The following is a 24,708-nucleotide window of genomic DNA, read 5'->3' on the forward strand; positions in this document are numbered from 1 at the left end:
ATGTGTAGCCCTCAGTATGGACCGTTCAAACAAGCAGAATCGACTTCGCCTCCTAATGAGTACCGCTGCCGTAGCAGCACTACTGTACTCGTTTGGAGCAGCGGCTGCCTGCGAGTTCATCACCCCACACAATACACACACAATCAACTTCGGAAGTAACCTTGCGGGTGTCAACCTGACAATCCCCCAGGATGCGCCCGTTGGAACTGTTATATACCAAGACAGCATCGCCGCGGGGGAAAGCAACTTTAGATGCACCTCGACGGCGCGCTATGGATTTGTCCCGACTCCAGCACTCGGAACAGTCACTAAGGGATACACCTTTCCGCTAGGCAAAACCGGGCTCTCATTTCGAATAGTTAGCCCCCTCAATAATAGTACAGCCTACCTATATGCATTATCGGATCTCTATCCAAACTCTTATCGCATTCCAGCGGGAACCTATAAACTTGAAATCCTTAAGTCAGCGGAACTGATGTCACAAAGCGTCCCCCCAGGTCCCTTAGGCCGATTCCAGGCCGATGACGTGGTGCTCGCACGTTTTAATCTAGTCAATCCTATTACCCTGAATACTGCCTCCTGCCAGACTCCATCGGTCCCGGTGGCAATGGGCGACGACTATCAGTTGCACGAGTTCAAAAAAAGCGGCGATGCACCTCGTGCGATCAAATTCAACATTGCCCTTAACCAATGCCAGTTCGGCATCAAGAAGGTCACCTATCAGCTCAAGGCAACCACCCAGGTCCTCGATGCGCAAAAAGGTGTCGTGGCACTAAACACCGGCTCGACGGCCAAAGGTATAGGGCTGCAATTGATGAACGATGTCGGGCAACCCATCGCCTTGGACACCCCGTATCCGTTCGATGGCTTCAACCCCTCCGGTACTGATTTCAAGATTCCCTTGTCAGCGGCCTACTATCGCCTGGCCGAAGGCAAGCTCGAAGCCGGCACTGCGAACACTGAAGTGACGTTCATTGTGAGTTACCTATAACTAATTAATAGCGGCTTGCAACAGCCGGCAACAACACTCTTGGCCTCGCCACGATCTACTTCGCGCCAGTCAAGATCATTTACCTGAAGCAAAAAAGTCGTAAAGAACACGCCCCGCGTCTGCCAGCCAGGGGAGTACGCCCCTGGTCTTTTCGCCAGCGCGCAGCCCGCAGCGTCGGATCCACGATGCAACCGGGACGAGTCCCGGCGCCCCCAAATTTGGGGCATGAAGCCTGAGATGCTGAGTTCCAGCTACACACAACCGGCCTGATCAACTTTGGACGGTCTTGGCAATCGAAATCATCAGATTGATCCAGATGATGGTAATTGGTTAGAACAGGCCGCCAAGTGCAGAGGGCATCCAGTTCATGATGACCAGCTCTCCCGTTACCTCAGCCTTGCCTTGCCGCTGGTTGGCCGTGGTGTACCTGATATTTAGGGTTTCAAAATGAAAGCCTTCAAAAGCACGCCGAATATCCGGGTGGTCGTTGATGCTGACCATGACCTTGCCTTTGCAGCGCCGCATAAACTCGGCCATCCGTTCGTAGTTGTCGAAGGGGAAGTCGGCCCCGTATCCGGCAGTCTGCCAGTAAGGCGGGTCCATGTAGTGGAAGGTGTGCGCTCGATCGTAGCGCTCAGCACATTCCAGCCAGGAGAGGTTCTCCACGTAGGTACCGGCCAGCCGCTGCCACGCGGCCGACAGGTTCTCCTCGATGCGCAGCAGGTTGATGGCCGGACCGGTTGTCGCGGTACCGAATGTCTGGCCCGTGACCTTGCCGCCAAAGGCATGCTGCTGCAGGTAGAAGAACCGAGCAGCACGCTGGATATCGGTGAGGGTTTCAGGCCGGGTCATCTTCTGCCATTCGAAAATCTGGCGCGAGCTGAGGGCCCATTTGAATTGGCGGACGAATTCTTCCAGGTGGTTTTGCACCACCCGATAGAGCGTCACCAGGTCGCCATTAAGGTCGTTGAGCACCTCCACCGGCGCGGGCTGCGGGCGCATGAAGAACAGCGCAGCACCACCGGCGAAGACCTCGACGTAGCATTCGTGAGGGGGAAAGAGTGGGATAAGGCGGTCGGCCAGGCGGCGTTTGCCGCCCATCCAGGGAATGATAGGAGTCGTCATTTGATAGCAAGTCTTTACTGTATGGATAAACAGGTGTTAGGCTCGCCGCGCTTTGTGCACGGAGCAGGAGCCTCGGCTGGACTTGCAGGAAGGGTCTGCGGGTTCGGTGGGCCAGGTGGATGTTGACGCATCCACCTGGCCCGCTCCTTTTCACTTCAGCGCGTGATAGCGCGCACGTAGGCCTGACAGGCCTTCAGGGCGATCAATCCTTTGTCGCCTCGATCGGTGATACTGATAATTCGTTGAGCATGTCTTGGGTCCAGGCAGAAAAAAGCCCGATCAAGTCGGGCTGTTAGTGTTTGTGGTTGGCCGTGTTGCCGCCGGTGTCGATGATCTTGCCGCCGCCGTTGATGTCGCCCGTGACCGCCAAAGGTCCGTTGATTTGCACCTGGCCCTCCAGGGTGATACTGGTCGCCTTGGCAGTGATCGCGGAATCCGTGACAACCAGCGTGCTGCCCCCGACCTTGACGGTCGCGGTACCGCCGGGCAGCTCGATGGTGTAGCTGCTGGCCTGCCAGTCGTAGATCAGCGAACCGCCGTCATCGAATCGCCATACCTCGACGTGATCGCGGTTGTCCGGCTGGGCACCGGCGCTGCCGTACAGCCCCGGTACAAAGGTGCCCTGCGCGGGCTCACCGCTCGGACTGATCAAGGCGCCCTGCTCGCCCAGGCTCGGAGACCGCCAATGCCGGGCCTTACCAGCGGCCTGGCTGTGCCAGCGGACCCAGGCGCTGGTCCATCCAGCACCGTCGGACACGCGGACCATGGCGGCGGCCAGATCAACCGCCACCACACGGCACGGAATGATCAGACCGGCCTTGATGTGCTCCTCGATCGCCGTAAACACGCTGCCGAGGGGAATCGGGTCATCAGACATTGCCGCTTCTCCGTAGGTATTTCTGCAGTTCAAAGTTCAGCTCCTGGCCCATAACCTCCAGCAGCCGTTGATGAGCACGCTTGACCCACGCCTCAAAGTGAGGCCTTGCGTCGTCCAGCGAGATCTTCGCCTTCGCCAACGGGATCCGTCCCCGATCCTGATACTGTTTCCCAAGGCCGAAGCGGCCAAGCAGTACGTCGCTGAAAAGCTGGAGCCGATGATCGCGGCGACCAAGCGCTTGCGTAAGAAGGTCGATCTCCGCAGCCGCAAGCTGCAGCAGCGCCAGGACTTCAAGCGCTTCCCTGGCGGTTTCCTCAAGATGGTCGGATCAAACAGCCCCTCCAGCGTAAAGTCCACGCCGGTGCCTCGGGTCGCGGTCGAGGAGCCAGATGACTGCAACCTCAACCTGCGGGGGCAGGGGGACAGTATCAAACTGGCCAAGGAACGCCTCAAAACGTTCCGGCGCTCCAAGATCATTATCGGTGGCACGCCTACCATCAAGGGGCTCTCGGCGATTGACGCGGAACTGGAGCTATCGGACAAGCGCATTGGCTTGGTGCCATGCCATGGCTGCGGTCAGTCGCATGCGCTGAGCTTCGAGCACCTGCATTGCGACGAGGATCCCAGCTATCACCACGAGGTATACGGCAAGCGTCGGCCTGAAACGGCGTACTACGCCTGCCCTCATTGCGGCGAGATCTGGGACGACCACCAGAAGAACGCCAACCTCCAGCACGGCCGTTGGGAAGCTACCGCCGAGTTTCGGGGTATCGCGGGTTACATCCTCAATGAGCTGTATGCCACGTTCCACGGCTCTCGATTTGAAGTGCTGATGGAGAAGAAGCTCCAGGCTGAACACGCCGCGTCGAACGGCAACCACGGCCCGATGATCGCGTTCACCAACAGCCAGATGGGCGAGTGCTACGAGTACAAAAGCAATGCGCCCAAGACGGACGAGCTGGAGAAGCGCGCCGAACCTTACGCCGAGTTGACCGCGCCGAAAGGCGTGCTGTTGGTCACTGTCGGCGTGGACGTTCAAGGTGACCGCCTGGCCCTGGTGATCGTGGGCTGGGGCAGGGGAGAAGAGTCCTGGCGGCTGTACTGGGGCGAGTTGGAGGGCAATCCGATCGATCCCCACGATCCGGTATGGACTGAGTTGGACAAGATCATCGCCACGCCGATTCCCGCCGAGGGCGGCGCTCAGCTGGCTGTCTCAGCGGTGAGCATCGACAGCTCCGACGGCAACACCAACGATGCGGTTTACACCTACGTTCGGGATCGGCAGCGCTTCAATATCATGGCGATCAAGGGCGCATCGATCGACAGCCGGGACCGGGAGATCTTCACCAAACCGGCCCAGTCGGCGGACACCAGCCAGGACAACACCAAGGCCGCCAAGTACGGCCTGCGGGTCTATATCGTTGGCACCCACAAGGCCAAGACGCTGATCGATGGCCGTATGCGGCTCTCGGGCAGTGGGCCCGGCCGCATGCACTGGTACAGCGAGATTCGCGCTGACTACTACGAGCAGGTGACTAACGAAGTGCTGGCGCCGCACCCACGACAGCCAAGCGATACCAGATCGTCAGCCGCAACGCCCCGAACAAGCGCCTGGACCTCTCAACCGAGGAAGGGCGCAGCAAGCTCGGCGAGACCATCGACGCCCTGGGCGATGTCTTCGTTAGCAAGGTTGCCCGCAACCTTGGTGTCGATGCCGAGAAAGTCCCCGAGATGGGCGACCACGGCGGATTGCGTGTCGGCGCTGATGCCGTCAAGCACGGCCTGGCCCATCGCGTGGGCTCGCTGGAAGCCCTGATCACCGAACTGGCCAAACCGGCCATCACCTCCACAAGGATACACACCATGACCACCGTCAAGACCACGGCAGACCTGCGTGCGGCACTGGCTGCCGGTACCGACGTCAACACCATCGAGATTGCCCAGGCTGACCAGCCGGACACCGCCTCTATCCGTACCGAGGCTGCTACCGAAGAGCGCGAGCGGATCAAAGGCATCAACGCGCTGGCCAGCAAGGGCTTCGAGAAGGAAATCGAGGCGGCCATCGATAACGGCAGCTCTGTTGAAGCGACCGCGCTGGTGATGTTCAAGGCCGCACAGGATCGCGGTATTTCGCTGGCAAGCATCAAGAGCGATGCCCAGGGCGTCACCGGAACTACCCCCAGCGGGGACAGCAAACAAGGTGAGCGCAAGGCCGCCGTCAGCGCAATTGTTTTAGGCGCCTCGCGCCGTTAACTGGAGATATCCATGAGCAACCCCGAACGCAAAACTTACCAGCCACGGCAGTTGTCTGCGGGCGACTTCCCTATCGCAATGGACACCGGTGTTATCGCTGCAGGCCAAACCTTGAGCTGTGGCGCAGTCCTTGGCCAGGTACCCACATTTCTCGTGCAGTTGGTCAACAAGAGCGCATTGCAATTGCGGCGGTACGGCAGCGCCTGCGGGCCTATCCGATGGGTAGCAATGGTCAGGGCAAACTGTGGTTCGGCCTTGATCCGATTGAGGCAAGCCGTGCAGGCAGGCCTCGGCAAAGCCGTGGCGGTGTGTCGGTCGCGGGGCGTCGTTACCAAGGCGCCTTTTTCAAGAAGGTCTATGGCGGCCAGCCAGACATCTGGATTCGGACGGCCAGCAAACACTTCAAGGCCAGCGACTATCCCAACAGCGACGTACTTGGCGGGGCGAAGCAGTTCGGTTGGATCTCTGAAAATGATAACGGCAGCCGCTTCAAGGTCGATCCACTTGCCGATGGCGTTACCCATCACACCCGACGTCCAAGCCACCTGGGCGGACTTGCGGCCAACGATCTCGAACACATTCGGATCGTCCAGGGCTTCCAGCGGGCCACCCGGCCAGACCAGGTGAGGCGTGACATCGAAGCGGTATTTACCAGGCTTGCCCGCCTCTTCAGTTGAGAGGTAGCGGTACTTGGTGGCCCACTCGATGATGCTCATTCGTGGTGGCGGCGCCCATTTTCGGCACGCCCGGCTGATGCCCTTACTCGCCGTCTTCTTCAGAGCCCTCCTCATCGTCCGGCTCGTCAGGATCCCATTCGGGATCATCGTCGTCCTCATCATATGCGGACAACCTCCTGAGTATTTGTTCGATGGGGTCGCGAATCAGTTGGTCATCGACTTCGACGCCGTACTGCGCGGACAAGGTTGCTGCCAACTCATCCGGCAGGGTATTAAGCAGCTCGATCTTGGCAGCAGTGATGACGTCCTCGAAGCGGGAAACCATCTCTGCCTCGATCACGACTTCACCCAGGTCCTTGACCCAGTTACGGTAGGTCCGATCAGCATCTTCGGCGAGCCCCACCTGGTGCATTTGCTCGCGGATCGTTGCGCCATGCAAGTAGCGGAACTGGGCCAGCTTTGCCAACGTTGCACCACGCTGATCACGGCGCTCCAGTTCCGCGACCGCTGCATCGACTTCTGCCGCTGAGTGATCCAGACCAGCTCCGGCTACAAGGATGCGCGCCCCAGATGATCCGCCTCGGGGGGCTGCCCCCTTCCATTCCATGATGCTGCCCATTTGGCTGCCTAATCCAGCATCCAGTCCGAGCAGGGACCGCTGCCTGCCCCAATGACACATCAAATCCGCTACCGCTTGACCACGACCTGCTAACCAAAACCGCCAACACGTTGAAGCTGGCTGGCCGCACCTGGAAGGCCCTGCACGTCGACCCTCAGACCCAGCGCGCTACTGACCAGCAACGCTATATCGAAGAGCTCGCCGCCCGCGTACATGCTCAGTTGCGTATCACCCCTGCCAAACCAGCGGGTGCGGGAGAAGCAGCATGACTACTACCACCAAAGCCACACCCTACAGCTGCCTTGTTCACGGCCCCCAGGGTTGCGGAAAGACCTCCAACGCACAAGCCATTGCCAAGGCCCTTGGCCTCAGCAACGTGCTGGACGACTGGCAAGCGGGTGCGCCCGTGCCGCTGCTGGACACTCTTGTATTGACCAACGCAGACAATCCTCGGTGGTACTTCAGCGGTCGGGTCATGACGTTCGACCAGGCGATGCAGATCACTGTGCAGCGAGGTACCTCGGCATGACGCCTCGTAAGCACATCCTCAAGCACTTTCACATGTGCTGCGGTCTGGGTGGCGGCGCCAAAGGGTTCAACCGCGCCAATCCGGTAGTAGGAAACCTGCAAGCCAAGTGGCAATGCATCGGCGGCGTAGACGTTGACCCGGCCGGGCTCGCTGACTTCGAACGCCTGAGCGGTGTAAAAGGCACGCTGCTCGACCTGTTCACCCGCGATCAATACACCCGCTTCCATGGGCAAGAGCCGCCACCAAGTTGGCGCGAAGCCACGCCTGAGGACCTGCGGCGCGCTGCTGGAGGCCAACGCCCGGACGCAGTGTTCATCAGTTCCCCATGCAAGGGGGCTAGCGGATTGCTCTCCGAAAAAATGAGCCTCACCCCTAAGTATCAGGCGCTCAACGAGCTGACACTGCGCTGCATCTGGCTGTTCGGGGAAGCCTGGAAGGATGACCCGGTACCGCTCCTGGTGTTCGAGAACGTACCGCGCCTGGCTACCCGTGGCCGCCACCTGCTCGATCAGATCAACAGCCTGCTCAGCTTCTACGGCTATGCCGTCGCTGAAACCACCCACGATTGCGGTGTGATCGGCGGCTTGGCCCAGAGCCGTAAGCGCTTTTTGCTGGTTGCGCGCCACGTCGAAAAGGTCCCGCCCTTCCTCTACGAGCCCGAGAAAAAGAGCCTACGCGCAGTGGGCGACATTCTTGGCCGCATGCCACTCGCGGGCGACGTGGTAGCCGCGGGGCCGATGCATCGCGTACCAGCACTGCAGTGGAAGACCTGGGTGCGGCTTGCCCTGGTCGAAGCGGGCAAGGACTGGCGCAGCCTCGATGACTTGGCCATCGAGGACGGTTACCTGCGCGACTTCGTTATCGTGCCAAAGGCGTATGCCGGGTACCTGGGCGTCAACGAGTGGGAGAACTCGATCGGAACCGTCGCAGGCAGGAGCAGCCCTACCAACGGGGCATTCTCGGTAGCTGACCCTCGGGCGAAGTCAGGCGCCCTGCAGTACCAGCAGTACGGGGTCCGGCGCTGGGAAGACAGCAGTGGCGCAATGATTGGGGTCAAGAGCCCAGGGCAAGGCACATTCAGTGTCGCCGACCTTCGACGCGCCGCTGGTGGCTTCGGCAAGTATCTGGTCACCCCATACGCGGGAACCGCTGGCACCGTCATCGCGGGAAGCACCACGGGGCAAGGTGCCTTTGCAGTACAGGATCCACGCCCGGGCATGCGCCGCAGCAAAGGTGATGCGTACCTGACCGGCGGCCATTACGGGGTAGTCGATTGGAATGGTCAGGCCGGGGCAGTCTCTGCCAGTGCCATGCATGACAACGGCCGCTGGAGCGTGGCCGACCCACGCATGCCTGCAGCCAACGACAGGCTGACCTGCGTGATCACCAGCCTGGACGGAACTTGGCACCGTCCGTTCACGACGCTGGAGATGGCTGCCATCCAGTCACTCGTTGAGCCTGAGGAACAGTTGGAACTGGATGGCCTGAGCGACCAGGCATGGCGGGAGCGCATTGGAAATGCCGTACCGCCCAAAGCGGCCGAAGCAATCGCCGACGTGATGGGCACCACCTTATTGCTGGCTGCCCAGGGCGAAACCTTCATGCTCAGCAGCATGCCGATCTGGGTACGGCCGGTTGCGGTGGGGCTGAGTGTGTCTCAGCGGGAGGCCGTATGACCATGCAAACACACGATTGTCCGGTATCCGACGCAGAGTACAACCACGCCGCTTGGCTCGGCCGGGCCGGGTCGGACGCTCGTCTTGATGCCGTGCGCAACGGAGAGCAGCTCAATGACCAACTCTGCACGCAACTGGCAACTGATCAGCCTTGTGCTGGCTATCGCACTCACCGCCGCCCTGATTGCCTTGCATCACCTTACCACTACCGGTCGCCACACCACCGACACAATTCCGACTGTAGACAGCTTCAGCGATGCCCCGACCCTGGTACTGAGTCCCGCCGCACGCCGAGCTCAAGAGAGGTATTCGCTGTGATCACCACACCGACATATCAACCAGAGGTCCGCCTACTGAAAGGCTTCCAGCCTCTGACCAGACCAGCAATGTCGATCATCTGCGACGTGTGCGGCAAAGCACGGACCCGCAAAGGCGGCCACGACAAATGCTCAAAGGCCCGCCAAGCAGCAGGTTTCATCATCAAGCAGGAGACCAGGGCATGAGCGTCGACATCCTGAAGCTGAAGACTTTAGCCGAGGCGACCAAGCGTGATCAGTACGACTGTTTGGCACTGAACAACTACGGCATGGCGGTACCGCCAGCGGTTGTTCTGGAACTGATCTCAGAGATCGAGCGCCACCGCCAGGTAGAAGCCGAGGGCGGCAAGCCCGACCTCAACACCCCTCTACTCGATCTAACTCACAGCCAGGTCCTAGCAGAAGCCGCAGCAAGTGTAGCCAGATCCGCTAACGGCGCGAGAACACCAAGTGGGAATCCTACATGGCCAACGTGGCCACAAAGAAATTTCAGCAGTGACAACGACTGTACGCCACTCGATAAGGCGGAGAACGTATTATGACTAAGCAACAAGTAAAATCGATCGACACTATCAACGACGAACAACCGGGAAAGTTGCAATTCTTGATCACTCCATCTACTTGGATACGCAAAGAGTTACTGTTCCCAGTGTTCGGACTGAGCACCGAGGCAGTACGAAAATACCGGGATCGTGGTATCTGGCTGGAAGAGAAGCAATGGCGCACCGACCCCGCCAACGTCATTGTTTATAATCGCGTAGAAATCGAGAAGTGGATGGCCGGCCATCCATGAAAGAGAAGCTACCACCCGGTGTCGATACCCTACCGAAGGGTATCGACATCAACGGCAACCTTCTACGGATCGCCTTCAAGTATGAAGGCGAACGCCGCCGAGAGCCGCTACGCAACGTTACCAAGATCAACAAGGCCGCCATCGCGTATGCGGATAACAAGCGCCGGACGATTCTTTCCGAGATCAAGGAGAACCGCTTTAACTACGCAGCGCACTTCCCCGAATCAACCTGGCTGAGGGCCAGACTTGAAATTCCCAATGAACCCAGCAAGCGCACTGTCAACGAAGGCATTAATCGCTGGTTGGAAGTTGTGGAGGTCAAGAAAGCTCATAGCACCTTCATCAATTACAAAAGCAAATCAGAGCACGTAAGGCGAAAATTTGGCGATAGAACTATCGCAAGCATTCCAAAGAGCGAGCTTGAACTGTTCCAGGCGGAACTACTTACAGGGGGCTTAAAGCCAAAAACCGTAAACGATGTTTTCACCATAGTGCGCGGTATATGGGGTGATGCTTTCAGTGATGAGATAATAAAATTCAACCCACTAGAACGCATAGAGAACATTCAATCCGACAGCGATATTGAATTCGCCGACCCATTCACTCGCAGTGAGATCGACCGGATCGCCGTAGCGGACCCTGACCGGCTGGCAGACAGCCGAATGATCGTGTTCAACTGCTGGGCCGGGCTGTCACTGTCTGAGCTGATTGCAGCTGCAGTCGAAGACGTTGACCTAGTGGCTGGTACTCTCACTGTCCGCCGCGCCTTGGTCGCCGGAGAGTTCAAGGTGCCAAAGGAGCGCGCACGGATCCGCACAGTAGAGCTGATCGAGCCCGCGCTGGAGCTGATGACGGCCATCATGGCCGACGCCGCACTGACCGAGCCGAAACACATCAGCGTTGTACAGCGGGATAACATCACCAAGAAACACGAGCGAGTGCGCTTTCTGTTCCGCAGCTCCACCAGTGGCCTGATGTGGAACGGCAAGACCGTCAGCAACTGGTTCACCGCTCACCTGGCGAAGGCAGGCATCCGCCATCGAGGCGCTAACCAGGCCCGCCACACTTTCGCAAGCCAAGCGCTATCGAGCTACGTCCCGATTGAATGGGTCGCCCGACAACTCGGACATAGTGATACAACGATGGTGCGAAAGCACTACGGACGTTGGATCTCCAGCGACACGAAAAGTATGGCGGAAATAGTTTCTAAGATGATGGGGTTTTGAAAGCAAAAGGCAGAGCTCCTCGATGGGCTCTGCCTTTATTACTGAGCGATCAACCTTCAGTTTTTTTCTTAACGCGCTTAACTGGCTTCTTACCTACAAGATCAACTTGCTTAGCCAAATACTCTTGCCGTCTCTCTTCGTCTCTCGTCGCTTCTTCAGCGGCAGCAGCATTGAAATCTGCGGCAGGCAAAGACCACATTCCATGGGGCCCCCTTGCAGTCAGATTAGAAACCATCTCCCGAATAGCCCCATACAAAATAGAGTAACCAGTTGCTCGAATCGCTCTAAACCGCTCCATGCCCTGATACTGACTAGAGGCGTAACGCATGTAGACTACAGCTTTGATGTCAATTCTATATGGAAGAGGCTTATTGTCGGGATCCTCTTCATCCTCTTCCAACATAATATTCAAACCAAAGATAAAGGTTCTCGGATCTTCCGACTTAGCCTTATCGTACTGCAAACTCATACGTCGTTGAAACGTAACACCATCAAAAGGAAAGTCCAATTGATAGAATTCGGAGGAATGCTCTCCCTCAAAGTCGCTATTAGACTCGACTTTAACGTGGATAAATTCAACCTTAGTAATTGACAGCGAAGCAGCCTTCATTGGCCTCTACCTCTCCACGTGCGAAACCGTATTCTTCGTCATTGGCAGAGTACAATGCCTCATTACGAAAACCATAGTCTTCATCATTGAAACCGAAACCTGCAACAATGGTAAGAGGCTCGGGATCCGAGAATCTCATATCTGCCAAGGCACTTCTTACTTGAGACTCGCCGAAATAAATATTCAGCTTCTCTGCAACAGCGTCTGCAAGTGAATGGATAGTATCCAATTTCAGGTTCTGGTCGCCCCGAAGCCATCTCGAAACATTGGCTTCCGAAACGCCCAGTCTCTCAGCAATATCGATATTTTTAAGCCCCTTGTCCTGCATCAAACGCCTGATTTCGAAGACAGGGGCCGCTCGTCGAGCGTATCCAAACAGTTCTGCATCTTCGGCAATTTGTTGGGCAATATCAAAGTTGTTCATCATGAGACCCTAAAAGATAACTATAAATTCGCTTCAATGACTTTTTTAATCAACTCTTCTGCACGTTCCTTGACCGCTGTTTCTGTCTGTTGCTGGTTTTTATGCGCCGCTTCAAAGAAGAAAACGAAGCGCCCCATTTTACCTGTATATGGATACAGGTAAATGCGATCCTTGTTCCCGTGCTTCAGCTCACGCAGGTTTTCAGTTTTTCCCGCATGCTTGAAGCTGTGCGCCACCTTGTATTTGACAACGCTGTTTGCAAAATACTTAGAAAAGTCATCCAGCATCATTCCGCTAAAGATCGCGTCGATCATAGCCATAAAGTGGGCACGCTTGGAGTTTTCGTTGACATCGGCCATCACGGATTTGATGAAAACCGCTTTTTCGGGCAACCCCGAGGCAGGAAGGATCATCACTGGTTCCCATTTCAAGGTTCCATTGATCGATACGATTTTCGCGGTATTAATACCGGCCTTATCGAGGATGTACGTCCGTGACAGTCTATGCAGCTTCATGCCGACTCCTTAACACGCAGGTTAACTCAAACCTCATGTCACGGCAAGCGGACCCGACGAGGTGTTGGCAATATGTCAAAAACGAGCGCAAAAGGCTATGCGCCTTTTCCCCTACCCGAGTCGAATCTGGACGACCTAAAGCGGCCACAGCCGGACTGTAGCTCCTACCTATTGCCCTAGAATTGCCCTAATGCTAAGGCCGGAAACGACGAAGCCCCCGAAAACGTCAATGTTTTCGGGGGCTTCGACTACTTCGCATATGGCGGAGAGATAGGGATTTGAACCCTAGGTACTGTTGCCAGTACAACGGATTTCGAATCCGTCCCGTTCGGCCACTCCGGCATCTCTCCAGTGGCGCGCATGATACCAGCAGTTTACCGAAAGGCAAAGCCTGTTTGCGAAAAAAATTCGCGTGGTATCAGGCGCTTGCGTGAACTTGCCGGTTACAGCGGCACGCCCAGGCGTTTGGCAACTTCTTCGTAGGCTTCGATAACGTCGCCCAGCCCCTGGCGGAAGCGGTCCTTGTCCATCTTCTTGCGGGTCTCTTTGTCCCACAGGCGGCAGCCGTCCGGGCTGAACTCGTCACCAAGGACGATCTCACCGTGGAATACGCCGAACTCGAGCTTGAAGTCGACCAGCAGCAGGCCGGCGTCGTCGAACAGCTTGTTCAGCACTTCGTTGACCTTGAGCGACAGGGCTTTCATCTTCACCAGTTGCTCGGCGGTGCCCCAGCCGAAGGCAACAACGTGGGATTCGTTGATGAACGGATCACCCTTCTCGTCGTTCTTGAGGAACAGTTCGAAGGTCGAAGGCTCGAGCTTGATGCCTTCTTCGACGCCCAGGCGCTTGACCAGGCTGCCGGCAGCGTAGTTACGCACGACGCATTCGACCGGGATCATGTCGAGCTTCTTGACCAGGCACTCGTTGTCGCCCAGCAGTTTGTCGAACTGGGTCGGGATGCCGGCTTCTTCAAGCTTTTGCATGATGAAGGCGTTGAACTTGTTGTTCACCATGCCCTTGCGGTCGAGCTGTTCGATGCGCTTGCCGTCGAACGCCGAGGTGTCGTTGCGAAACAGCAGGATCAAGCGGTCAGCGTCGTCGGTCTTGTAAACCGACTTGGCTTTGCCGCGGTAGAGTTCTTCACGTTTTTCCATGATGGGCTCCGCTTGCTAAATGATGGGCTAGGCGATTTCACGCCAGTCGAGCCCGGAATCCTGATTGGCCACTTGTAGCCAGTCCGGGTCGCAGCCGAGGGTATCGACGAAGCATTGCCGGGCCAGCTGTGGCTGGTTGTTCTTGCTGCTGAGATGGGCCAGCACCAGGTGTTGCAGGTTCTGCCAGTCCAGCTCCGACACCAGGCGCGCGGCCTGATGGTTGTTCAAATGTCCGTAGTCGCCGCCCACCCGCTGCTTGAGAAACATCGGATAAGGCCCGCGTCCGAGCAGGTCGCGACAGTGGTTGGCCTCGATCAGCAGGGCGTCCAGCCCCTGGTAGCTGCTGAGCAGGGCCGCATCATACGAGCCCAGGTCGGTCAGCACACCGAAGCGCCGGCTGCCATCGCCAAATACGTACTGCAGCGGCTCCAGCGCGTCGTGAGTGACGCCGACGGCGGTAACGCTCAAGTCGCCCAACTGCAAGGTGTCGTTGGCGGCCAGGAAGCCTGCGGCTTCGACCGGCTTGCGCATGCCGCGCAAGGTGCCGCGGCTGAGGTAGACCGGTACATTGTAGCGCCGTGACAGCAACCCGACCCCATGCACGTGGTCGGCATGTTCGTGGGTGACCAGCACCGCGCTCAATTGCGCCGCAGAAACGCCGAGCAGCGCCAGGCGCCGCTCGGTTTCACGCAGGGAAAAGCCGCAATCGACCAGTAGCAACGTATTGCCACTGGCGATCAGCGTGCCATTTCCCTGGCTTCCACTTCCAAGTACGGCGAAGCGCACTTAACCCAGGTTGTCCTGAATCACGCTCAGCACGCGGCGGGCGACGTCTGCCGGGGCCACGGTGTTGATGTTCTTCTCGACGGTCACCTGAACGCTTTCGCCCACCTTGCTCAAGCGAACCTGATAACGCTCGGCACGGGCTTCACGCTCTTCCTTGCTCGGCGCGCTGCCGAACAGGCGACTGAAGAAGCCTGGTTGCTCCTTGGTCTCGGCCTTCTCGGCGAGGTTGATGTAGTACAGGCCCAGGCTGCGGTTGATGTCTTCAACGCGCCATTCACCCTGTTCCAGGGCACGGCCAACGCTGGACCAGGCGCGATCGAGGTCGGCGCCCAGGTTCAGCACCGGGTTGCCGCTGCCGTCTTCGCTCAGGCTGACGCGGCTCGGGGCATCGAAATCGCGGGCTGCGAGCAACGACACCGAACCGCCCTTCTCGGCACTGCGGGTCATGCTGGCGAGCATTTCGTCGACCAGGATGGCGTCGACACCGGTGTTGTTCGAACGCGCCGGGAAGTCTTGCTCGGCAGTGCTGCCGGCCGGACGTTCGACGGTGACGATGTAAACCTCACTGGTGTTGCGCTGCACGCCCGGCTCGATGCGGATGCGCGCACGGACTTCGTTGTCGCTGCTGCTCGAGGCACTGCCCAGGCGCTTGGCCATGGACGCCGAGAGCTCGTCGAAACGCTGCCAGGTGGTGTTGAATTCGCCGGTTTGCGGACGCTCTTCGGCGATCCGGAAGCCGTTGTCTTCGAAGAACTGACGCGCCACCGGCCAGACTTCAGCCGGCGAACGCTGGGCCAGGACCCAACGCGAGCTGCCGCTCTTCTGCAGGCTGAAATCGCTGATGTCGGCACCGGCAGTCAGCGGTTGCGGACGCGGCACTTCGAACTCGCCCTTGACGTTGTCGTCGGCGACGTTGCGCGGAATCGGCAGCAGCGGATCGAGCCGCTTGGCACTGCTGACGTCCGGTGGCAGCTGCATCGGCGGCTTCTGGGTGGCCTCCAGATAATCGCTGCCACGGTCACGGAAGTAACCCTCTTCGCCCCAGAGCCAGCCACAACCGCTGGTGCTGGAGATGATCAAGGCAAGGGCGGAAAGACCAGCCAATCGCTTCATGCGGTGTACGTCCTCAATTAAAACTTCAGGCCGCACTGGCGCATCGCCTGGCGTACCGTATCGTGACAGGATTCGCTCAGCCAGGTCAGTGGCAGGCGGATGCCCTTGTGCATCAGGCCCATTTCAACCAAAGCCCACTTCACCGGAATCGGGTTGGCTTCGATGAACAGGTCCTTGTGCAGGGGCATGAGTTGTTCGTTGATCGCGCGAGCCTTCTCGGCATTGCCCGCAAGGGCGGCTTCGCACAGGTCGGCCATTTCCCGCGGGGCGACGTTGGCGGTCACGGAAATGTTGCCCTTGCCGCCCAGCAGGATCAGTTCGACGGCGGTCGGATCGTCGCCGGACAGGACGATGAAGTCCTTGCTCACGCCGTCAAGGATGGCTTTGGCGCGCTTCAGGTCGCCGGTGGCTTCCTTGATGCCGATGATGTTCGGCACGGTCGACAGACGGATCACGGTCTCGGCCTGCATGTCGCAGGAGGTGCGGCCGGGTACGTTATAGAGGATCTGCGGGATGTCGACGGCTTCGGCAATGTGTTTGAAGTGCTGGTACAGGCCTTCCTGGGTCGGCTTGTTATAGTACGGCACCACCAGCAGGCAGGCATCGGCACCGGCTTCCTTGGCGTTGCGGGTCAAGTGCACGGCTTCGCTGGTGGAGTTGGCGCCGGTGCCGGCGATCACCGGGATACGGCCATTGACCTGCTTGACCACCGCCTTGATGACTTCAATGTGCTCATTGACATCCAGGGTCGCCGACTCGCCGGTAGTACCGACGGCAACGATGGCGTGGGTGCCGTTTTCCAGGTGGAAGTCCACGAGTTTGCTGAGGCTGTCCCAATCAAGACGCCCTTGTGCATCCATGGGTGTGACCAATGCCACCATACTGCCCGCAATCATGAAACTGCTCCTGCCGGAAAAAGAGAGCGGTAATGGTACTGGCGCCATCGGCCTTGCACAAGCGAAGCAGGCGGGCGGAGCATTCCCCTCCGCGGCCATTTTCGCTACCCTTCTGTCTTTGATCGGTACATAGTGGCCCGCCGGGCTGCCGACAATGCGCGTAGCCAGCGCCCCAAGGCTCGATCCTGAGCCCCGGGCTCCTGCCTACCGGCCTTTATGCCACGTCTGGTACCGACCGCTCATCGCTTTAGGAATGCTGCATGTCCACCCCCACCGTTCGCGAACAATTCCTTGTCATCAGCGCCCTGGGTGCCAATCCCATGGAGCTGACCAACATCCTGTGCCGGGCCAGCAACGACAATCGCTGCTCGGTCGTCACCTCGCGCCTGACCCGCCACGGCGAGTGCAGTGCCCTGGTGCTGCAGGTCGCCGGCAGCTGGGACGCCCTGGCGCGCTTTGAAACGGCCCTGCCGGGCCTGGCCAAGAAGCACACCTTCACCGTCAACGTGGTGCGCAGCGCCGAACTGGAAGTGCGCCCGCTGTCGCTGCCGTACGTGGCCTATGTCAGCGCCGCCTATCGCCCGGACATCATCAACGAGCTGTGCCAGTTCTTCATCGACCACCACGTGGAGCTGGAGAACCTGACCTGCGATACCTACCAGGCCCCGCAGACCGGCGGCACCATGCTCAACGCCACCTTTACCGTGACCCTGCCGGCCGGTACCCAGATCAGCTGGCTGCGCGACCAGTTCCTGGACTTCTCCGATGCCCTGAACCTGGATGCGCTGATCGAACCGTGGCGCCCACAGAACCCGATGTAAGGAAGCTTTACATGGCCGTTGAACTCGACCAACCCGTCGCCGAATTCCAGGCCCAGGCCACCAGTGGCCAGAGCGTCAGCCTGGCTGAGCTCAAGGGCAAGCAGGTGGTGCTGTACTTCTATCCCAAGGACAGCACCCCGGGCTGCACCACCGAAGGCCAGGGTTTCCGTGACCAGCATGCGGCCTTCGACGCAGCCAACACCCTGGTGTTTGGCGTTTCGCGCGATGGCATCAAGTCCCACGAGAACTTCAAGGCCAAGCAGGCCTTCCCTTTCGAGCTGATCAGCGACAAGGACGAGGCCCTGTGCCAGCTGTTCGACGTGATCAAGCTGAAGAAGCTCTATGGCAAGGAGTATATGGGCGTGGACCGCAGCACCTTCCTGATCGACAAGGATGGCGTGCTGCGCAAGGCCTGGCGTGGGGTCAAGGTGCCAGGGCATGTGGATGCCGTACTGGCTGAGGCGCAGGCGCGGAACAAGGCCTGATAGCGCTTTACCTGTGGGAGCTGGCTTGCCAGCGATTGCATCACCGCGCTAGCCGCAAGGGCCAATGCGCCTGTATCGCTGGCAAGCCAGCTCCCACAAAAGCTCAAAGCAGCGGCGCCACCATCGGCTCGCGCCGCGGCCAGGCATCCAGCACGGCCTTGAACAAGGTCGCCAGCGGGATGGCAAAGAAGATCCCCCAGAACCCCCACAACCCGCCAAACAGCAGCACCGCGCAGATGATCGCCACCGGGTGCAGGCTCACCGCCTCGGAGAACAGCAACGGCACCAGCACGTTGCCATCCAGGGCCTGGATGATCGCGTACACCGCCATCAGGTAGATGAACTGATCGCCCCAGCCCCATTGGAACAATGCAATCAGGGTCACCGGCACGGTCACCACCACCGCGCCGACATAGGGCACCACCACCGACAGGCCGACCAGCAAGGCCAGCAACGCCGCATAGTTGAGCCCCAGGCTGATGAAGGCGATGTAGGTGGCCACGCCACAGATCAGGATCTCGATGCCCTTGCCGCGGATGTAGTTGGCGATCTGCCGGTTCATCTCTTCGGCCACCCGGGTCATCAGCGCCCGCTCCTTGGGCAGGTAACCACTGACCCAGTGGGCGATCTGCTCGCGGTCCTTGAGAAAGAAGAACACCAGGATCGGCACCAGCACCAGGTAGATCATGATGTTGACCAGCAGCGGCAGGCTCGACAACGAGAAGGTCAGCGCCCACTGGCCGAACTTGCCGATCTCGCCGCGCATCACCTCGATGGCCTGCAGCACCTGTTCGTCAGAGACCAGGTGCGGGTAGCGCTCGGGCAACAGCAGCAACAGCGACTGCCACTTGCCGAGCATGCCCGGCAGTTCGTTGAACAGGGTGATCAGCTGATGCCAGAGCAGCGGCACCAACACCAGCAGGAACACCGCCAGGGCGCCCATGAACAGCATGAACACCAGCGCCACGGCATAAGGCGTGGGCACCCGCAGGCGCTCCAGGGCGTTGACCAGGCCCTGCATCAAAAATGCCAGGACCATCCCCGCCAGCACCGGCGCAAGCATGCCGCCCAGGGTCAGGACGGCGGTGAACGCCAGAAACAGCAAGACCGCCAACACCACCGCTTCTTCATCGGAGAAGTAGCGCTGCATCCAGTCGCGAAGCACCTTGAACATTGACGATCCTTTAACAGAGAAAACTCAGGCCTTCTTCAACCAGTAGCGGTACACACCGGCCTCGACCTCTTCGAGCAGCAGCGTATGACCGGCCAATTTGGCAAAAGTGCGAAAGTCGCGCTGGGAACCGGCGTCGGTGGCAATCACCTTGAGCACTGCGCCACTGGCCAGGCGATTGAGCTCCATCTTCGCCTTGAGCAGCGGCAGCGGGCAGTTCAGCCCGCTGGCGTCGAGTTCGGCGTCATGGGTCGGGATAGCGCTCATGGGGTTCTCCAGGCAGAAATACGGGCACAGGTAGCATTTTGAACAAGCCCGGTAGGATACCGCCACTGGTCGCCAACGTGTGAGCGGGCTACAGTAAGGTTCTTTGTCGACCAGAGCTTCGTGCATGAATTTTCTGCGCCCTACCCTGCTGACGCTGGCCTGTTTGATGGCGCTCCCCAGCCATGCCGACGACCTGCCGTCACTCGGCGACGCCAGTTCTGCCATTGTCTCCCCACAACAGGAACACCAGTTGGGCCGCGCCTGGCTCAGCCTGCTGCGGGGCAATGTCAATCAACTGAACGATCCCCAGCTCAAGGATTACGTCGAAACCAGCGTCTACCGTCTGGCCGAAACCAGCCAGCTGCAGGACCGGCGCCTGGAGTTCATTCTCATCGACAGCCGTGAACTCAACGCCTTCGCCGCCCCTGGCGGGATCGTCGGGGTCAACGGCGGGCTGTTCCTCAATGCCCAGACCGAGGGCGAGTACGCCTCGGTACTGGCCCACGAACTGGCGCACTTGTCGCAACGCCACTTCGCCCGCGGCGTCGAGGCCCAGCAACGCATGCAGTTGCCGATGATGGGCGCGCTGCTGATCGGTATCGTCGCCGCGGCGGCGGGTGCCGGCGATGCCGGTATTGCCGCGATTGCCGGCACCCAGGCGGCAGCCATCCAGGAACAGCGGCGCTTCTCCCGGCAGAACGAACAGGAAGCCGACCGCATCGGTATCCTCAACCTTGAGAAGGCCGGTTACGATCCGCGCAACATGCCGACCATGTTCGAGCGCCTGATGCGCCAGTACCGCTATGACGCCAAGCCGCCGGAATTCCTCCTGACTCACCCGGTCACCGAATCGCGGATCGCCGACACCCGAAACCGCGCCGAACAGGCGCCCAAGGGCGGCACCGAAGACAGCAAGCGCTATCAGCTGATTCGTGCCCGGGTAGCGCTGATCTATGAAGGCACCCCCGGCCTTGCGGCCAAGCGCTTCCAGGCGCAGCTCGATGAAAACCCGCAGCAGGACGCCGCCCGTTACGGCCTGGCGCTGGCGCAGATCAAGGGCGGACGCCTGAACGAGGCGCGCGAGAACCTCAAGCCGCTGCTGGCCAAGGCACCCAACGACATCACCTACAACCTGGCGCAGATCGACCTCGACATCACCAACAACCGCTTGCCCGATGCCCAGCAACGGGTCGAGCGGATGCGTGGCCTGTACCCGGGCAACTACCCGCTGCAACAGGCGCGCATCGACCTGCTGCTCAAGCAGAACCGCCCCGCCGAGGCGGAGAAGGCGCTGGATGCCTTGCTCAAGAATCGTCCGCAAGACCCGGATGTCTGGTATGACGTGGCGGAAGTGCGCGGGTTGTCGGGCAACACCATCGGCCTGCACCAGGCCCGCGCCGAGTACTTCGCCCTGGTGGGCGACTTTGACCAGGCCCTGCAGCAGCTCGACTACGCCAAGCAGCGGGCCGGCAACAATTTTGTCCTGGCGTCGAAGATCGATGCGCGTCAGCGCGAGCTGATGGAGCAGCAGCGGATGGTCAAGGACATGATGCGCTAAGACCGCATGAGGCTGCTTCGCAGCCTATCGCCGGCAAGGCCGGCTCCCACAGTAGATTTGCATGCACCGAACCTGTGGGAGCTGGCTTGCCAGCGATGGGGCCGTCAGGCGTTACCGGACAGCTTCATCCGCGCCGCCTGGGTAAAGTCGAGCATGCGCTTGAGCGGCTTGATCGCCTGAGGGATCAGCGCCGGCTCGACGAAGATCTCGTTGCTGCCTTCACGCAGGCACTGCAAGGTACGCTCCAGGGTATTCATCGCCATCCACGGGCAATGCGCGCAACTGCGGCAAGCCGCGCCGTTACCGGCGGTGGGCGCTTCGATGAAGATCTTGTCGGGGCACAGCTGCTGCATCTTGTAGAAGATGCCGCGGTCGGTGGCGACGATGAAGGTCTTGTTCGGCAGGGTTTGCGCCGCGGCAATCAGCTGGCTGGTGGAACCGACCGCATCGGCCAGGTCAATCACCGCCTCAGGCGATTCCGGGTGCACCAGAATCGCCGCATCCGGGTACAGCGCCTTCATGTCGGCCAACTGGCGCGACTTGAACTCTTCGTGAACGATGCAGGCACCGTCCCACAGCAGCATGTCGGCACCGGTCTGTTTCTGGATATAGCGGCCCAGGTGCTGGTCCGGGCCCCAGATGATGGTCTCGCCGTTATCCATCAGGCTTTCGACGATTTCCAGCGCGCAGCTGGAGGTCACTACCCAGTCAGCTCGGGCCTTGACCGCCGCCGAGGTGTTGGCATACACCACCACGGTGCGTTCGGGGTGCTTGTCGCAGAACGCCGAGAACTCTTCAACCGGGCAGCCGAGATCGAGCGAGCAAGTCGCCTCGAGGGTCGGCATCAGCACGCGCTTTTCCGGAGTGAGGATCTTGGCCGTCTCGCCCATGAAGCGCACACCGGCCACCACCACGGTCGTGGCTGCGTGGTTCTTGCCAAAGCGGGCCATTTCCAGCGAGTCGGACACACAGCCTCCGGTTTCCTCGGCCAGGGCCTGGATCACCGGGTCGCAATAGTAATGGGCAACCAGCACCGCATTTTGCGCCTTGAGCTCGGCGGCGATGGCGGCACGGTAGTCGGCCTCTTGCTCGGGCGTCAGCGGCTTGGGCTGCTTGGCATCGAGGTGAGCCTGGACGAGAAGGCGTTCGGAAATCTGGGTCATGATCGCTGGACCTGCAGGCGCTTGAGCGCGTAAGTCGAGTGTATCACCGAGCCCTGGCAAATCGGCTACAGGCTCCGCAGGCAGGGCGAAACAGCCTTGCACACAGAACCACGGACCAGCTGCGGCCTCGGGTTTTTATAGGATGCCGAAGGCTACAGATAATCGGATGAATTCAAAAGGTTTTTTTAGTGAAACAAGCCCGGGGCGGGCGCCCCGGGCCTGAACATCAACCGCCTGTCGCCTGCATGGCGCTGGCATTGGCCATGATCACGCTGGCGAACTGCTCGACGGTCATCTTCTGGCCGTTGAAGTCGACCATGCCATCGGCATAGTGCAGCGTGGTAACGATGTCGTTGCCCTCGACCTTGGCCATCTGGCTTTGCACCGCCATCATGCTGACCATTTCCCCGGCCTGGGCCGCTTGCTGAGAGACGATGGCAGCATCGGTCTGGCCTTCGAACTGCGCCTGCAGGGTCGCCAGGTCACCGATCATCGGCTTGGACAGCGACAGCTTGCTCTGCAGCTGGGTGATCAACTGCTTGTACAGCTCCTGCGGTGGCAACTCCAGAGAACTCGGGTTGGCCAGGTCAACGCTGAAGTTGAAACGGCTTTCGCCATTGGCAGTCTTGAACGACAGGTTCTCCAGGGCGATCTGCGGCTTGGCCGCCAGCAGACGCTGCACATCGCTGCGCACCTGGGCCGTTTCGGCCTCGGTCATCGCCAGGTCCGGCATGCCTTCACCTTCGGCAGCGGCCTTTTGGAACTCCGGCAGGCGGCTCTGGTACCAGCCGATCAGCGCCTGCATGGCCGGGATGTCGAGACGCTTGAGGCTCCAGACCATCTCGCCGGCACCGATAGCCTTGCCGTCGAAGTTGATGTCGGCAACCTTGTATTCCATGCGCACCGAGAGCTTGTCACCGTCGTTCTTGTACTCGTTGTTCTGCGCCAGGCCCTTGAGCGCCAGGACCTTCTGCTCGTCGCCGAAGGTCGCGACCGTGTCAGCCACGGCCATGTCCATCTTGCCGACATAGAAGCCGAACGGCGTCTTGGTCATGTCGCCGGTCAGGCTCAGGCCCTTGATCTCGACTTTCAGCACTTTGCTGTCGGGGTCGACCAGGTTCAGGCTCAGGCCGGCCGACTGGCCGGTGAGTTGCACATGTTCGGCGCCTTCGTTGCCGTGGCCACTGACTTCAAACCCGGAGAACTTCAGCGACGAGCCGTCCTTGCTCCACTCGATCGGCGCCACCTGGAAAGCACTGTCCATCGAGCGATCGTAGCCGTAGGCAACCTGGCCTTGCAGCGGCGAAACGTCCTTGGTCAGGGCGAACCAGTCAGCGGTGGCAGCGTCTTTTTCCAGGGCGTAGTGGCTGGCAGCCATGACCGGCATCAGTTTCAGTGCCTTGACCCGCGACAGCGGAAACGGCCCGTGTTCGATCTGGTCGACAAAATTCAGCTCGAAACTTTTGCTTTCTTCACCAACCTGCAGGTTCTGCACCTTGAGGCGGTATTTGGCGGTACTGCTGAACAGACGGCTGTCCAGCGATACCAGTTGCAGCTCCATAGTGGTTTCCATGCCCAGCAGCGCCTGCTTGGTCTGGGCATTGGATTCGGCGATGGTGGTTTCGAGCACGCCGGGCAATTGCTTGCCGGTGTACCAGGCACCCGCGGTGCATGCCGCTGCCACTACCACTGCGAGGCCGAGTACGCCTGTAGATTTCTTCATGAATTGTTTCGCTTCCATTTGTAGAGAGTTGTTGCTTTGGCTAAGCCTTGCGGCCTATTCGTTGACGTCCATGTACTCGCGGGCCCAGACGATGTAGTCGTCCGGCTGCGTGTAGGTATGGGTGAGTTCGGTGGCGCTCAGGTCCGAGGTGCTGCAGGTGATGCCGCGCTGCTCGCGCAGGCAGTCGTAGGTGGCCTTGATCGCGGCAAAGTAGGCGCCATGACCATCGACGGCAATGCGCACACCCAGCTCGGCCAGGCGCGCATCATCATGCAATTGCGGGTTGCCGTAGGTCACCAGCATCAGCGGCACGCTCAGGTGTGCGGCGATCTGTTCCAGGTGCTCGAAGTCGCGGATGCCGACAATGCACAAGGCGTCAGCGCCAGCGTTCTGGTAGGCCACGGTGCGGGCGATGACTTCTTCGGTAGGAATCAGCGCCGCGTTGGTGCGGGCAATGATCGACAGCTCAGGGTCAACCCGCGCCTCCAGCGCTGCACGGATCTTGCCGACGCCTTCGGCGATGCTGATCAGGTCGGTGGACTTGCGCCCGAACTGGGCCGGGAGCAGGGTGTCCTCGATGGTCAGCGCGGCAATCCCGGCACGCTCAAGTTCGGTCACCGTACGCATCACGTTGAGCGCGTTGCCATAGCCGTGGTCGGCGTCGGCGATCACCGGCAACTGGGCCACCCGGCCGATCCGCGTCGCCTGCTCGGCGAATTCGCTGAGGCTGATCAAGGCAAAGTCAGGGGCGGCCAGCACCTGCAGGGAGGCTACCGAGCCCCCGAGGATACCCACCTCGAAGCCCAGATCGGCGGCGATACGCGCCGACATCGGGTCGAACACGGAGGCGGTGTGGTAGCAGGCAGGGGAGGCAAGCAGTTGACGGAACGCGCGACGCAGGTCTTGGTGGGAGGCTCTTGGCATGGTCTTTCCAGGCTA

General features: G+C 59.8%; 26 protein-coding genes, 1 tRNA gene and 3 pseudogenes. 13 read left to right on the plus strand and 17 right to left on the minus strand.

What is annotated here, in order from left to right; all coding sequences use genetic code 11:
• The first annotated feature begins 607 nt into the window (after window positions 1-607).
• Window positions 608-991 carry a fimbrial protein gene (locus CCOS864_RS28280; RefSeq protein WP_167458915.1) on the plus strand — a complete coding sequence of 128 codons (384 nt, stop codon included), beginning with the start codon at window positions 608-610 and terminating at the stop codon, window positions 989-991.
• Between the two features lie 330 nt (window positions 992-1,321).
• Here the strand turns inward: CCOS864_RS28280 and CCOS864_RS21465 are convergent, their stop codons facing one another.
• The 3 genes and pseudogenes from CCOS864_RS21465 to CCOS864_RS21475 form a co-directional block, all read right to left on the minus strand.
• A complete protein-coding gene (locus CCOS864_RS21465; RefSeq protein ID WP_115088271.1) occupies window positions 1,322-2,116 on the minus strand; it encodes a DNA adenine methylase in 795 nt (264 codons plus the stop codon).
• Between the two features lie 155 nt (window positions 2,117-2,271).
• A pseudogene (locus CCOS864_RS28525) lies at window positions 2,272-2,379 on the minus strand (lysis protein); the annotation flags it as partial.
• Between the two features lie 29 nt (window positions 2,380-2,408).
• A complete protein-coding gene (locus CCOS864_RS21475; RefSeq protein ID WP_115088272.1) occupies window positions 2,409-2,993 on the minus strand; it encodes a phage baseplate assembly protein V in 585 nt (194 codons plus the stop codon).
• A gap of 97 nt (window positions 2,994-3,090) precedes the next feature.
• On the opposite strand from CCOS864_RS21475, the pseudogene CCOS864_RS21480 reads away from it, so the two are divergent.
• The 3 genes and pseudogenes from CCOS864_RS21480 to CCOS864_RS28530 all read left to right on the plus strand — a co-directional run.
• Window positions 3,091-4,488 (plus strand): annotated as a pseudogene (locus CCOS864_RS21480) (terminase gpA endonuclease subunit); the annotation flags it as partial.
• A 170-nt stretch (window positions 4,489-4,658) separates the two neighbouring features.
• The gene (locus tag CCOS864_RS21485; protein ID WP_244211944.1) at window positions 4,659-5,246 is read left to right on the plus strand and encodes a Clp protease/crotonase-like domain-containing protein; all 588 of its coding nucleotides are present in this window, start codon (window positions 4,659-4,661) and stop codon (window positions 5,244-5,246) included.
• A gap of 131 nt (window positions 5,247-5,377) precedes the next feature.
• A pseudogene (locus tag CCOS864_RS28530) lies at window positions 5,378-5,923 on the plus strand (hypothetical protein); the annotation flags it as partial.
• A gap of 82 nt (window positions 5,924-6,005) precedes the next feature.
• Here CCOS864_RS28530 and CCOS864_RS28535 read toward each other — a convergent pair.
• Window positions 6,006-6,542 carry a hypothetical protein gene (locus CCOS864_RS28535; RefSeq protein WP_415842475.1) on the minus strand — a complete coding sequence of 179 codons (537 nt, stop codon included), beginning with the start codon at window positions 6,540-6,542 and terminating at the stop codon, window positions 6,006-6,008.
• 265 nt (window positions 6,543-6,807) lie between these two features.
• Here CCOS864_RS28535 and CCOS864_RS21515 point away from each other — a divergent pair, with 265 nt between their 5' ends.
• The 6 genes from CCOS864_RS21515 (at window position 6,808) to CCOS864_RS21540 (ending at window position 11,083) form a co-directional block, all read left to right on the plus strand.
• Window positions 6,808-7,071 carry an AAA family ATPase gene (locus CCOS864_RS21515; protein ID WP_115088273.1) on the plus strand — a complete coding sequence of 88 codons (264 nt, stop codon included), beginning with the start codon at window positions 6,808-6,810 and terminating at the stop codon, window positions 7,069-7,071.
• The gene (locus tag CCOS864_RS21520; RefSeq protein WP_115088274.1) at window positions 7,068-8,747 is read left to right on the plus strand and encodes a DNA cytosine methyltransferase; all 1,680 of its coding nucleotides are present in this window, start codon (window positions 7,068-7,070) and stop codon (window positions 8,745-8,747) included. Before CCOS864_RS21515 ends, CCOS864_RS21520 begins: the two co-directional genes overlap by 4 nt.
• 114 nt (window positions 8,748-8,861) lie before the next feature.
• On the plus strand, window positions 8,862-9,065 hold the full coding sequence (locus CCOS864_RS21525) for a hypothetical protein (RefSeq protein WP_115088275.1): 204 nt from the start codon (window positions 8,862-8,864) through the stop codon (window positions 9,063-9,065).
• A gap of 181 nt (window positions 9,066-9,246) precedes the next feature.
• On the plus strand, window positions 9,247-9,606 hold the full coding sequence (locus tag CCOS864_RS21530) for a hypothetical protein (protein ID WP_115088276.1): 360 nt from the start codon (window positions 9,247-9,249) through the stop codon (window positions 9,604-9,606).
• Window positions 9,603-9,857, plus strand: coding sequence for a hypothetical protein (locus CCOS864_RS21535; protein WP_115088277.1), 255 nt, complete (start codon window positions 9,603-9,605; stop codon window positions 9,855-9,857). Before CCOS864_RS21530 ends, CCOS864_RS21535 begins: the two co-directional genes overlap by 4 nt.
• Window positions 9,854-11,083, plus strand: coding sequence for an Arm DNA-binding domain-containing protein (locus CCOS864_RS21540; protein ID WP_115088278.1), 1,230 nt, complete (start codon window positions 9,854-9,856; stop codon window positions 11,081-11,083). The genes CCOS864_RS21535 and CCOS864_RS21540 overlap by 4 nt, the downstream gene beginning before the upstream one ends.
• Window positions 11,084-11,132: 49 nt before the next feature.
• Here the strand turns inward: CCOS864_RS21540 and CCOS864_RS21545 are convergent, their stop codons facing one another.
• The 8 genes from CCOS864_RS21545 to dapA all read right to left on the minus strand — a co-directional run bounded on the left by CCOS864_RS21545 (window position 11,133) and on the right by dapA (window position 16,581).
• Complete coding sequence (locus CCOS864_RS21545) at window positions 11,133-11,693, minus strand: hypothetical protein (protein WP_115088279.1); 561 nt, start codon at window positions 11,691-11,693, stop codon at window positions 11,133-11,135.
• Complete coding sequence (locus CCOS864_RS21550) at window positions 11,665-12,117, minus strand: helix-turn-helix domain-containing protein (protein WP_167458916.1); 453 nt, start codon at window positions 12,115-12,117, stop codon at window positions 11,665-11,667. Before CCOS864_RS21550 ends, CCOS864_RS21545 begins: the two co-directional genes overlap by 29 nt.
• 20 nt (window positions 12,118-12,137) lie before the next feature.
• Entirely contained in the window at window positions 12,138-12,632 is a 495-nt protein-coding gene (locus CCOS864_RS21555) for a hypothetical protein (protein ID WP_115088281.1), read from the minus strand.
• Between the two features lie 260 nt (window positions 12,633-12,892).
• Window positions 12,893-12,982: transfer RNA gene (locus tag CCOS864_RS21560), tRNA-Ser, on the minus strand.
• A 93-nt stretch (window positions 12,983-13,075) separates the two neighbouring features.
• Window positions 13,076-13,786, minus strand: coding sequence for a phosphoribosylaminoimidazolesuccinocarboxamide synthase (gene purC, locus CCOS864_RS21565; protein WP_038613804.1), 711 nt, complete (start codon window positions 13,784-13,786; stop codon window positions 13,076-13,078).
• A gap of 27 nt (window positions 13,787-13,813) precedes the next feature.
• Window positions 13,814-14,572 (minus strand): MBL fold metallo-hydrolase, encoded by a 759-nt coding sequence (locus tag CCOS864_RS21570; RefSeq protein WP_093386320.1) that lies wholly within the window; start codon window positions 14,570-14,572, stop codon window positions 13,814-13,816.
• Window positions 14,573-15,685 (minus strand): outer membrane protein assembly factor BamC, encoded by a 1,113-nt coding sequence (gene bamC / locus CCOS864_RS21575; protein WP_115088282.1) that lies wholly within the window; start codon window positions 15,683-15,685, stop codon window positions 14,573-14,575.
• Between the two features lie 17 nt (window positions 15,686-15,702).
• Entirely contained in the window at window positions 15,703-16,581 is an 879-nt protein-coding gene (gene dapA, locus CCOS864_RS21580; protein WP_038996627.1) for a 4-hydroxy-tetrahydrodipicolinate synthase, read from the minus strand.
• A gap of 260 nt (window positions 16,582-16,841) precedes the next feature.
• Here dapA and CCOS864_RS21585 point away from each other — a divergent pair, with 260 nt between their 5' ends.
• Both CCOS864_RS21585 and CCOS864_RS21590 read left to right on the plus strand, forming a co-directional pair.
• Complete coding sequence (locus CCOS864_RS21585; RefSeq protein WP_115088283.1) at window positions 16,842-17,402, plus strand: glycine cleavage system transcriptional repressor; 561 nt, start codon at window positions 16,842-16,844, stop codon at window positions 17,400-17,402.
• Window positions 17,403-17,413: 11 nt separating this feature from the next.
• The gene (locus CCOS864_RS21590; RefSeq protein WP_115088284.1) at window positions 17,414-17,887 is read left to right on the plus strand and encodes a peroxiredoxin; all 474 of its coding nucleotides are present in this window, start codon (window positions 17,414-17,416) and stop codon (window positions 17,885-17,887) included.
• Window positions 17,888-17,990: 103 nt separating this feature from the next.
• Here CCOS864_RS21590 and CCOS864_RS21595 read toward each other — a convergent pair whose 3' ends face one another.
• Window positions 17,991-19,061: an AI-2E family transporter gene (locus CCOS864_RS21595; RefSeq protein WP_115088285.1), complete on the minus strand. Its 1,071-nt coding sequence runs from the start codon at window positions 19,059-19,061 to the stop codon at window positions 17,991-17,993.
• Between the two features lie 24 nt (window positions 19,062-19,085).
• On the minus strand, window positions 19,086-19,325 hold the full coding sequence (locus tag CCOS864_RS21600) for a sulfurtransferase TusA family protein (RefSeq protein WP_115088286.1): 240 nt from the start codon (window positions 19,323-19,325) through the stop codon (window positions 19,086-19,088).
• Window positions 19,326-19,449: 124 nt separating this feature from the next.
• Between CCOS864_RS21600 and CCOS864_RS21605 the strand changes: the two genes are divergently transcribed.
• Window positions 19,450-20,883 carry a M48 family metalloprotease gene (locus CCOS864_RS21605; protein WP_115088287.1) on the plus strand — a complete coding sequence of 478 codons (1,434 nt, stop codon included), beginning with the start codon at window positions 19,450-19,452 and terminating at the stop codon, window positions 20,881-20,883.
• 104 nt (window positions 20,884-20,987) lie between these two features.
• Here CCOS864_RS21605 and nadA read toward each other — a convergent pair whose 3' ends face one another.
• The 3 genes from nadA to CCOS864_RS21620 all read right to left on the minus strand — a co-directional run bounded on the left by nadA (window position 20,988) and on the right by CCOS864_RS21620 (window position 24,693).
• Complete coding sequence (gene nadA, locus CCOS864_RS21610; RefSeq protein ID WP_115088288.1) at window positions 20,988-22,046, minus strand: quinolinate synthase NadA; 1,059 nt, start codon at window positions 22,044-22,046, stop codon at window positions 20,988-20,990.
• A 226-nt stretch (window positions 22,047-22,272) separates the two neighbouring features.
• Entirely contained in the window at window positions 22,273-23,769 is a 1,497-nt protein-coding gene (locus CCOS864_RS21615; protein WP_166675721.1) for a YdgA family protein, read from the minus strand.
• A gap of 54 nt (window positions 23,770-23,823) precedes the next feature.
• Complete coding sequence (locus tag CCOS864_RS21620; protein WP_115088290.1) at window positions 23,824-24,693, minus strand: isocitrate lyase/PEP mutase family protein; 870 nt, start codon at window positions 24,691-24,693, stop codon at window positions 23,824-23,826.
• Between the last annotated feature and the right edge of the window lie 15 nt (window positions 24,694-24,708).

It is taken from the genome of Pseudomonas wadenswilerensis (genome assembly GCF_900497695.1).
Classification (GTDB): Bacteria; Pseudomonadota; Gammaproteobacteria; order Pseudomonadales; family Pseudomonadaceae; genus Aquipseudomonas; species Aquipseudomonas wadenswilerensis.

Bases quoted from the DNA above. Each gene is read 5' to 3' on its own strand.
- CCOS864_RS28280 (WP_167458915.1), top strand. From the start codon at position 608: ATGGGCGACGACTATCAGTTGCACGAGTTCAAAAAAAGCGGCGATGCA.
- CCOS864_RS21465 (WP_115088271.1), bottom strand. From the start codon at position 2,116: ATGACGACTCCTATCATTCCCTGGATGGGCGGCAAACGCCGCCTGGCC.
- CCOS864_RS21475 (WP_115088272.1), bottom strand. From the start codon at position 2,993: ATGTCTGATGACCCGATTCCCCTCGGCAGCGTGTTTACGGCGATCGAG.
- CCOS864_RS28535 (WP_415842475.1), bottom strand. From the start codon at position 6,542: ATGGGCAGCATCATGGAATGGAAGGGGGCAGCCCCCCGAGGCGGATCA.
- CCOS864_RS21515 (WP_115088273.1), top strand. From the start codon at position 6,808: ATGACTACTACCACCAAAGCCACACCCTACAGCTGCCTTGTTCACGGC.
- CCOS864_RS21520 (WP_115088274.1), top strand. From the start codon at position 7,068: ATGACGCCTCGTAAGCACATCCTCAAGCACTTTCACATGTGCTGCGGT.
- CCOS864_RS21525 (WP_115088275.1), top strand. From the start codon at position 8,862: ATGACCAACTCTGCACGCAACTGGCAACTGATCAGCCTTGTGCTGGCT.
- CCOS864_RS21530 (WP_115088276.1), top strand. From the start codon at position 9,247: ATGAGCGTCGACATCCTGAAGCTGAAGACTTTAGCCGAGGCGACCAAG.
- CCOS864_RS21535 (WP_115088277.1), top strand. From the start codon at position 9,603: ATGACTAAGCAACAAGTAAAATCGATCGACACTATCAACGACGAACAA.
- CCOS864_RS21540 (WP_115088278.1), top strand. From the start codon at position 9,854: ATGAAAGAGAAGCTACCACCCGGTGTCGATACCCTACCGAAGGGTATC.
- CCOS864_RS21545 (WP_115088279.1), bottom strand. From the start codon at position 11,693: ATGAAGGCTGCTTCGCTGTCAATTACTAAGGTTGAATTTATCCACGTT.
- CCOS864_RS21550 (WP_167458916.1), bottom strand. From the start codon at position 12,117: ATGAACAACTTTGATATTGCCCAACAAATTGCCGAAGATGCAGAACTG.
- CCOS864_RS21555 (WP_115088281.1), bottom strand. From the start codon at position 12,632: ATGAAGCTGCATAGACTGTCACGGACGTACATCCTCGATAAGGCCGGT.
- purC (WP_038613804.1), bottom strand. From the start codon at position 13,786: ATGGAAAAACGTGAAGAACTCTACCGCGGCAAAGCCAAGTCGGTTTAC.
- bamC (WP_115088282.1), bottom strand. From the start codon at position 15,685: ATGAAGCGATTGGCTGGTCTTTCCGCCCTTGCCTTGATCATCTCCAGC.
- dapA (WP_038996627.1), bottom strand. From the start codon at position 16,581: ATGATTGCGGGCAGTATGGTGGCATTGGTCACACCCATGGATGCACAA.
- CCOS864_RS21585 (WP_115088283.1), top strand. From the start codon at position 16,842: ATGTCCACCCCCACCGTTCGCGAACAATTCCTTGTCATCAGCGCCCTG.
- CCOS864_RS21590 (WP_115088284.1), top strand. From the start codon at position 17,414: ATGGCCGTTGAACTCGACCAACCCGTCGCCGAATTCCAGGCCCAGGCC.
- CCOS864_RS21595 (WP_115088285.1), bottom strand. From the start codon at position 19,061: ATGTTCAAGGTGCTTCGCGACTGGATGCAGCGCTACTTCTCCGATGAA.
- CCOS864_RS21600 (WP_115088286.1), bottom strand. From the start codon at position 19,325: ATGAGCGCTATCCCGACCCATGACGCCGAACTCGACGCCAGCGGGCTG.
- CCOS864_RS21605 (WP_115088287.1), top strand. From the start codon at position 19,450: ATGAATTTTCTGCGCCCTACCCTGCTGACGCTGGCCTGTTTGATGGCG.
- nadA (WP_115088288.1), bottom strand. From the start codon at position 22,046: ATGACCCAGATTTCCGAACGCCTTCTCGTCCAGGCTCACCTCGATGCC.
- CCOS864_RS21615 (WP_166675721.1), bottom strand. From the start codon at position 23,769: ATGAAGAAATCTACAGGCGTACTCGGCCTCGCAGTGGTAGTGGCAGCG.
- CCOS864_RS21620 (WP_115088290.1), bottom strand. From the start codon at position 24,693: ATGCCAAGAGCCTCCCACCAAGACCTGCGTCGCGCGTTCCGTCAACTG.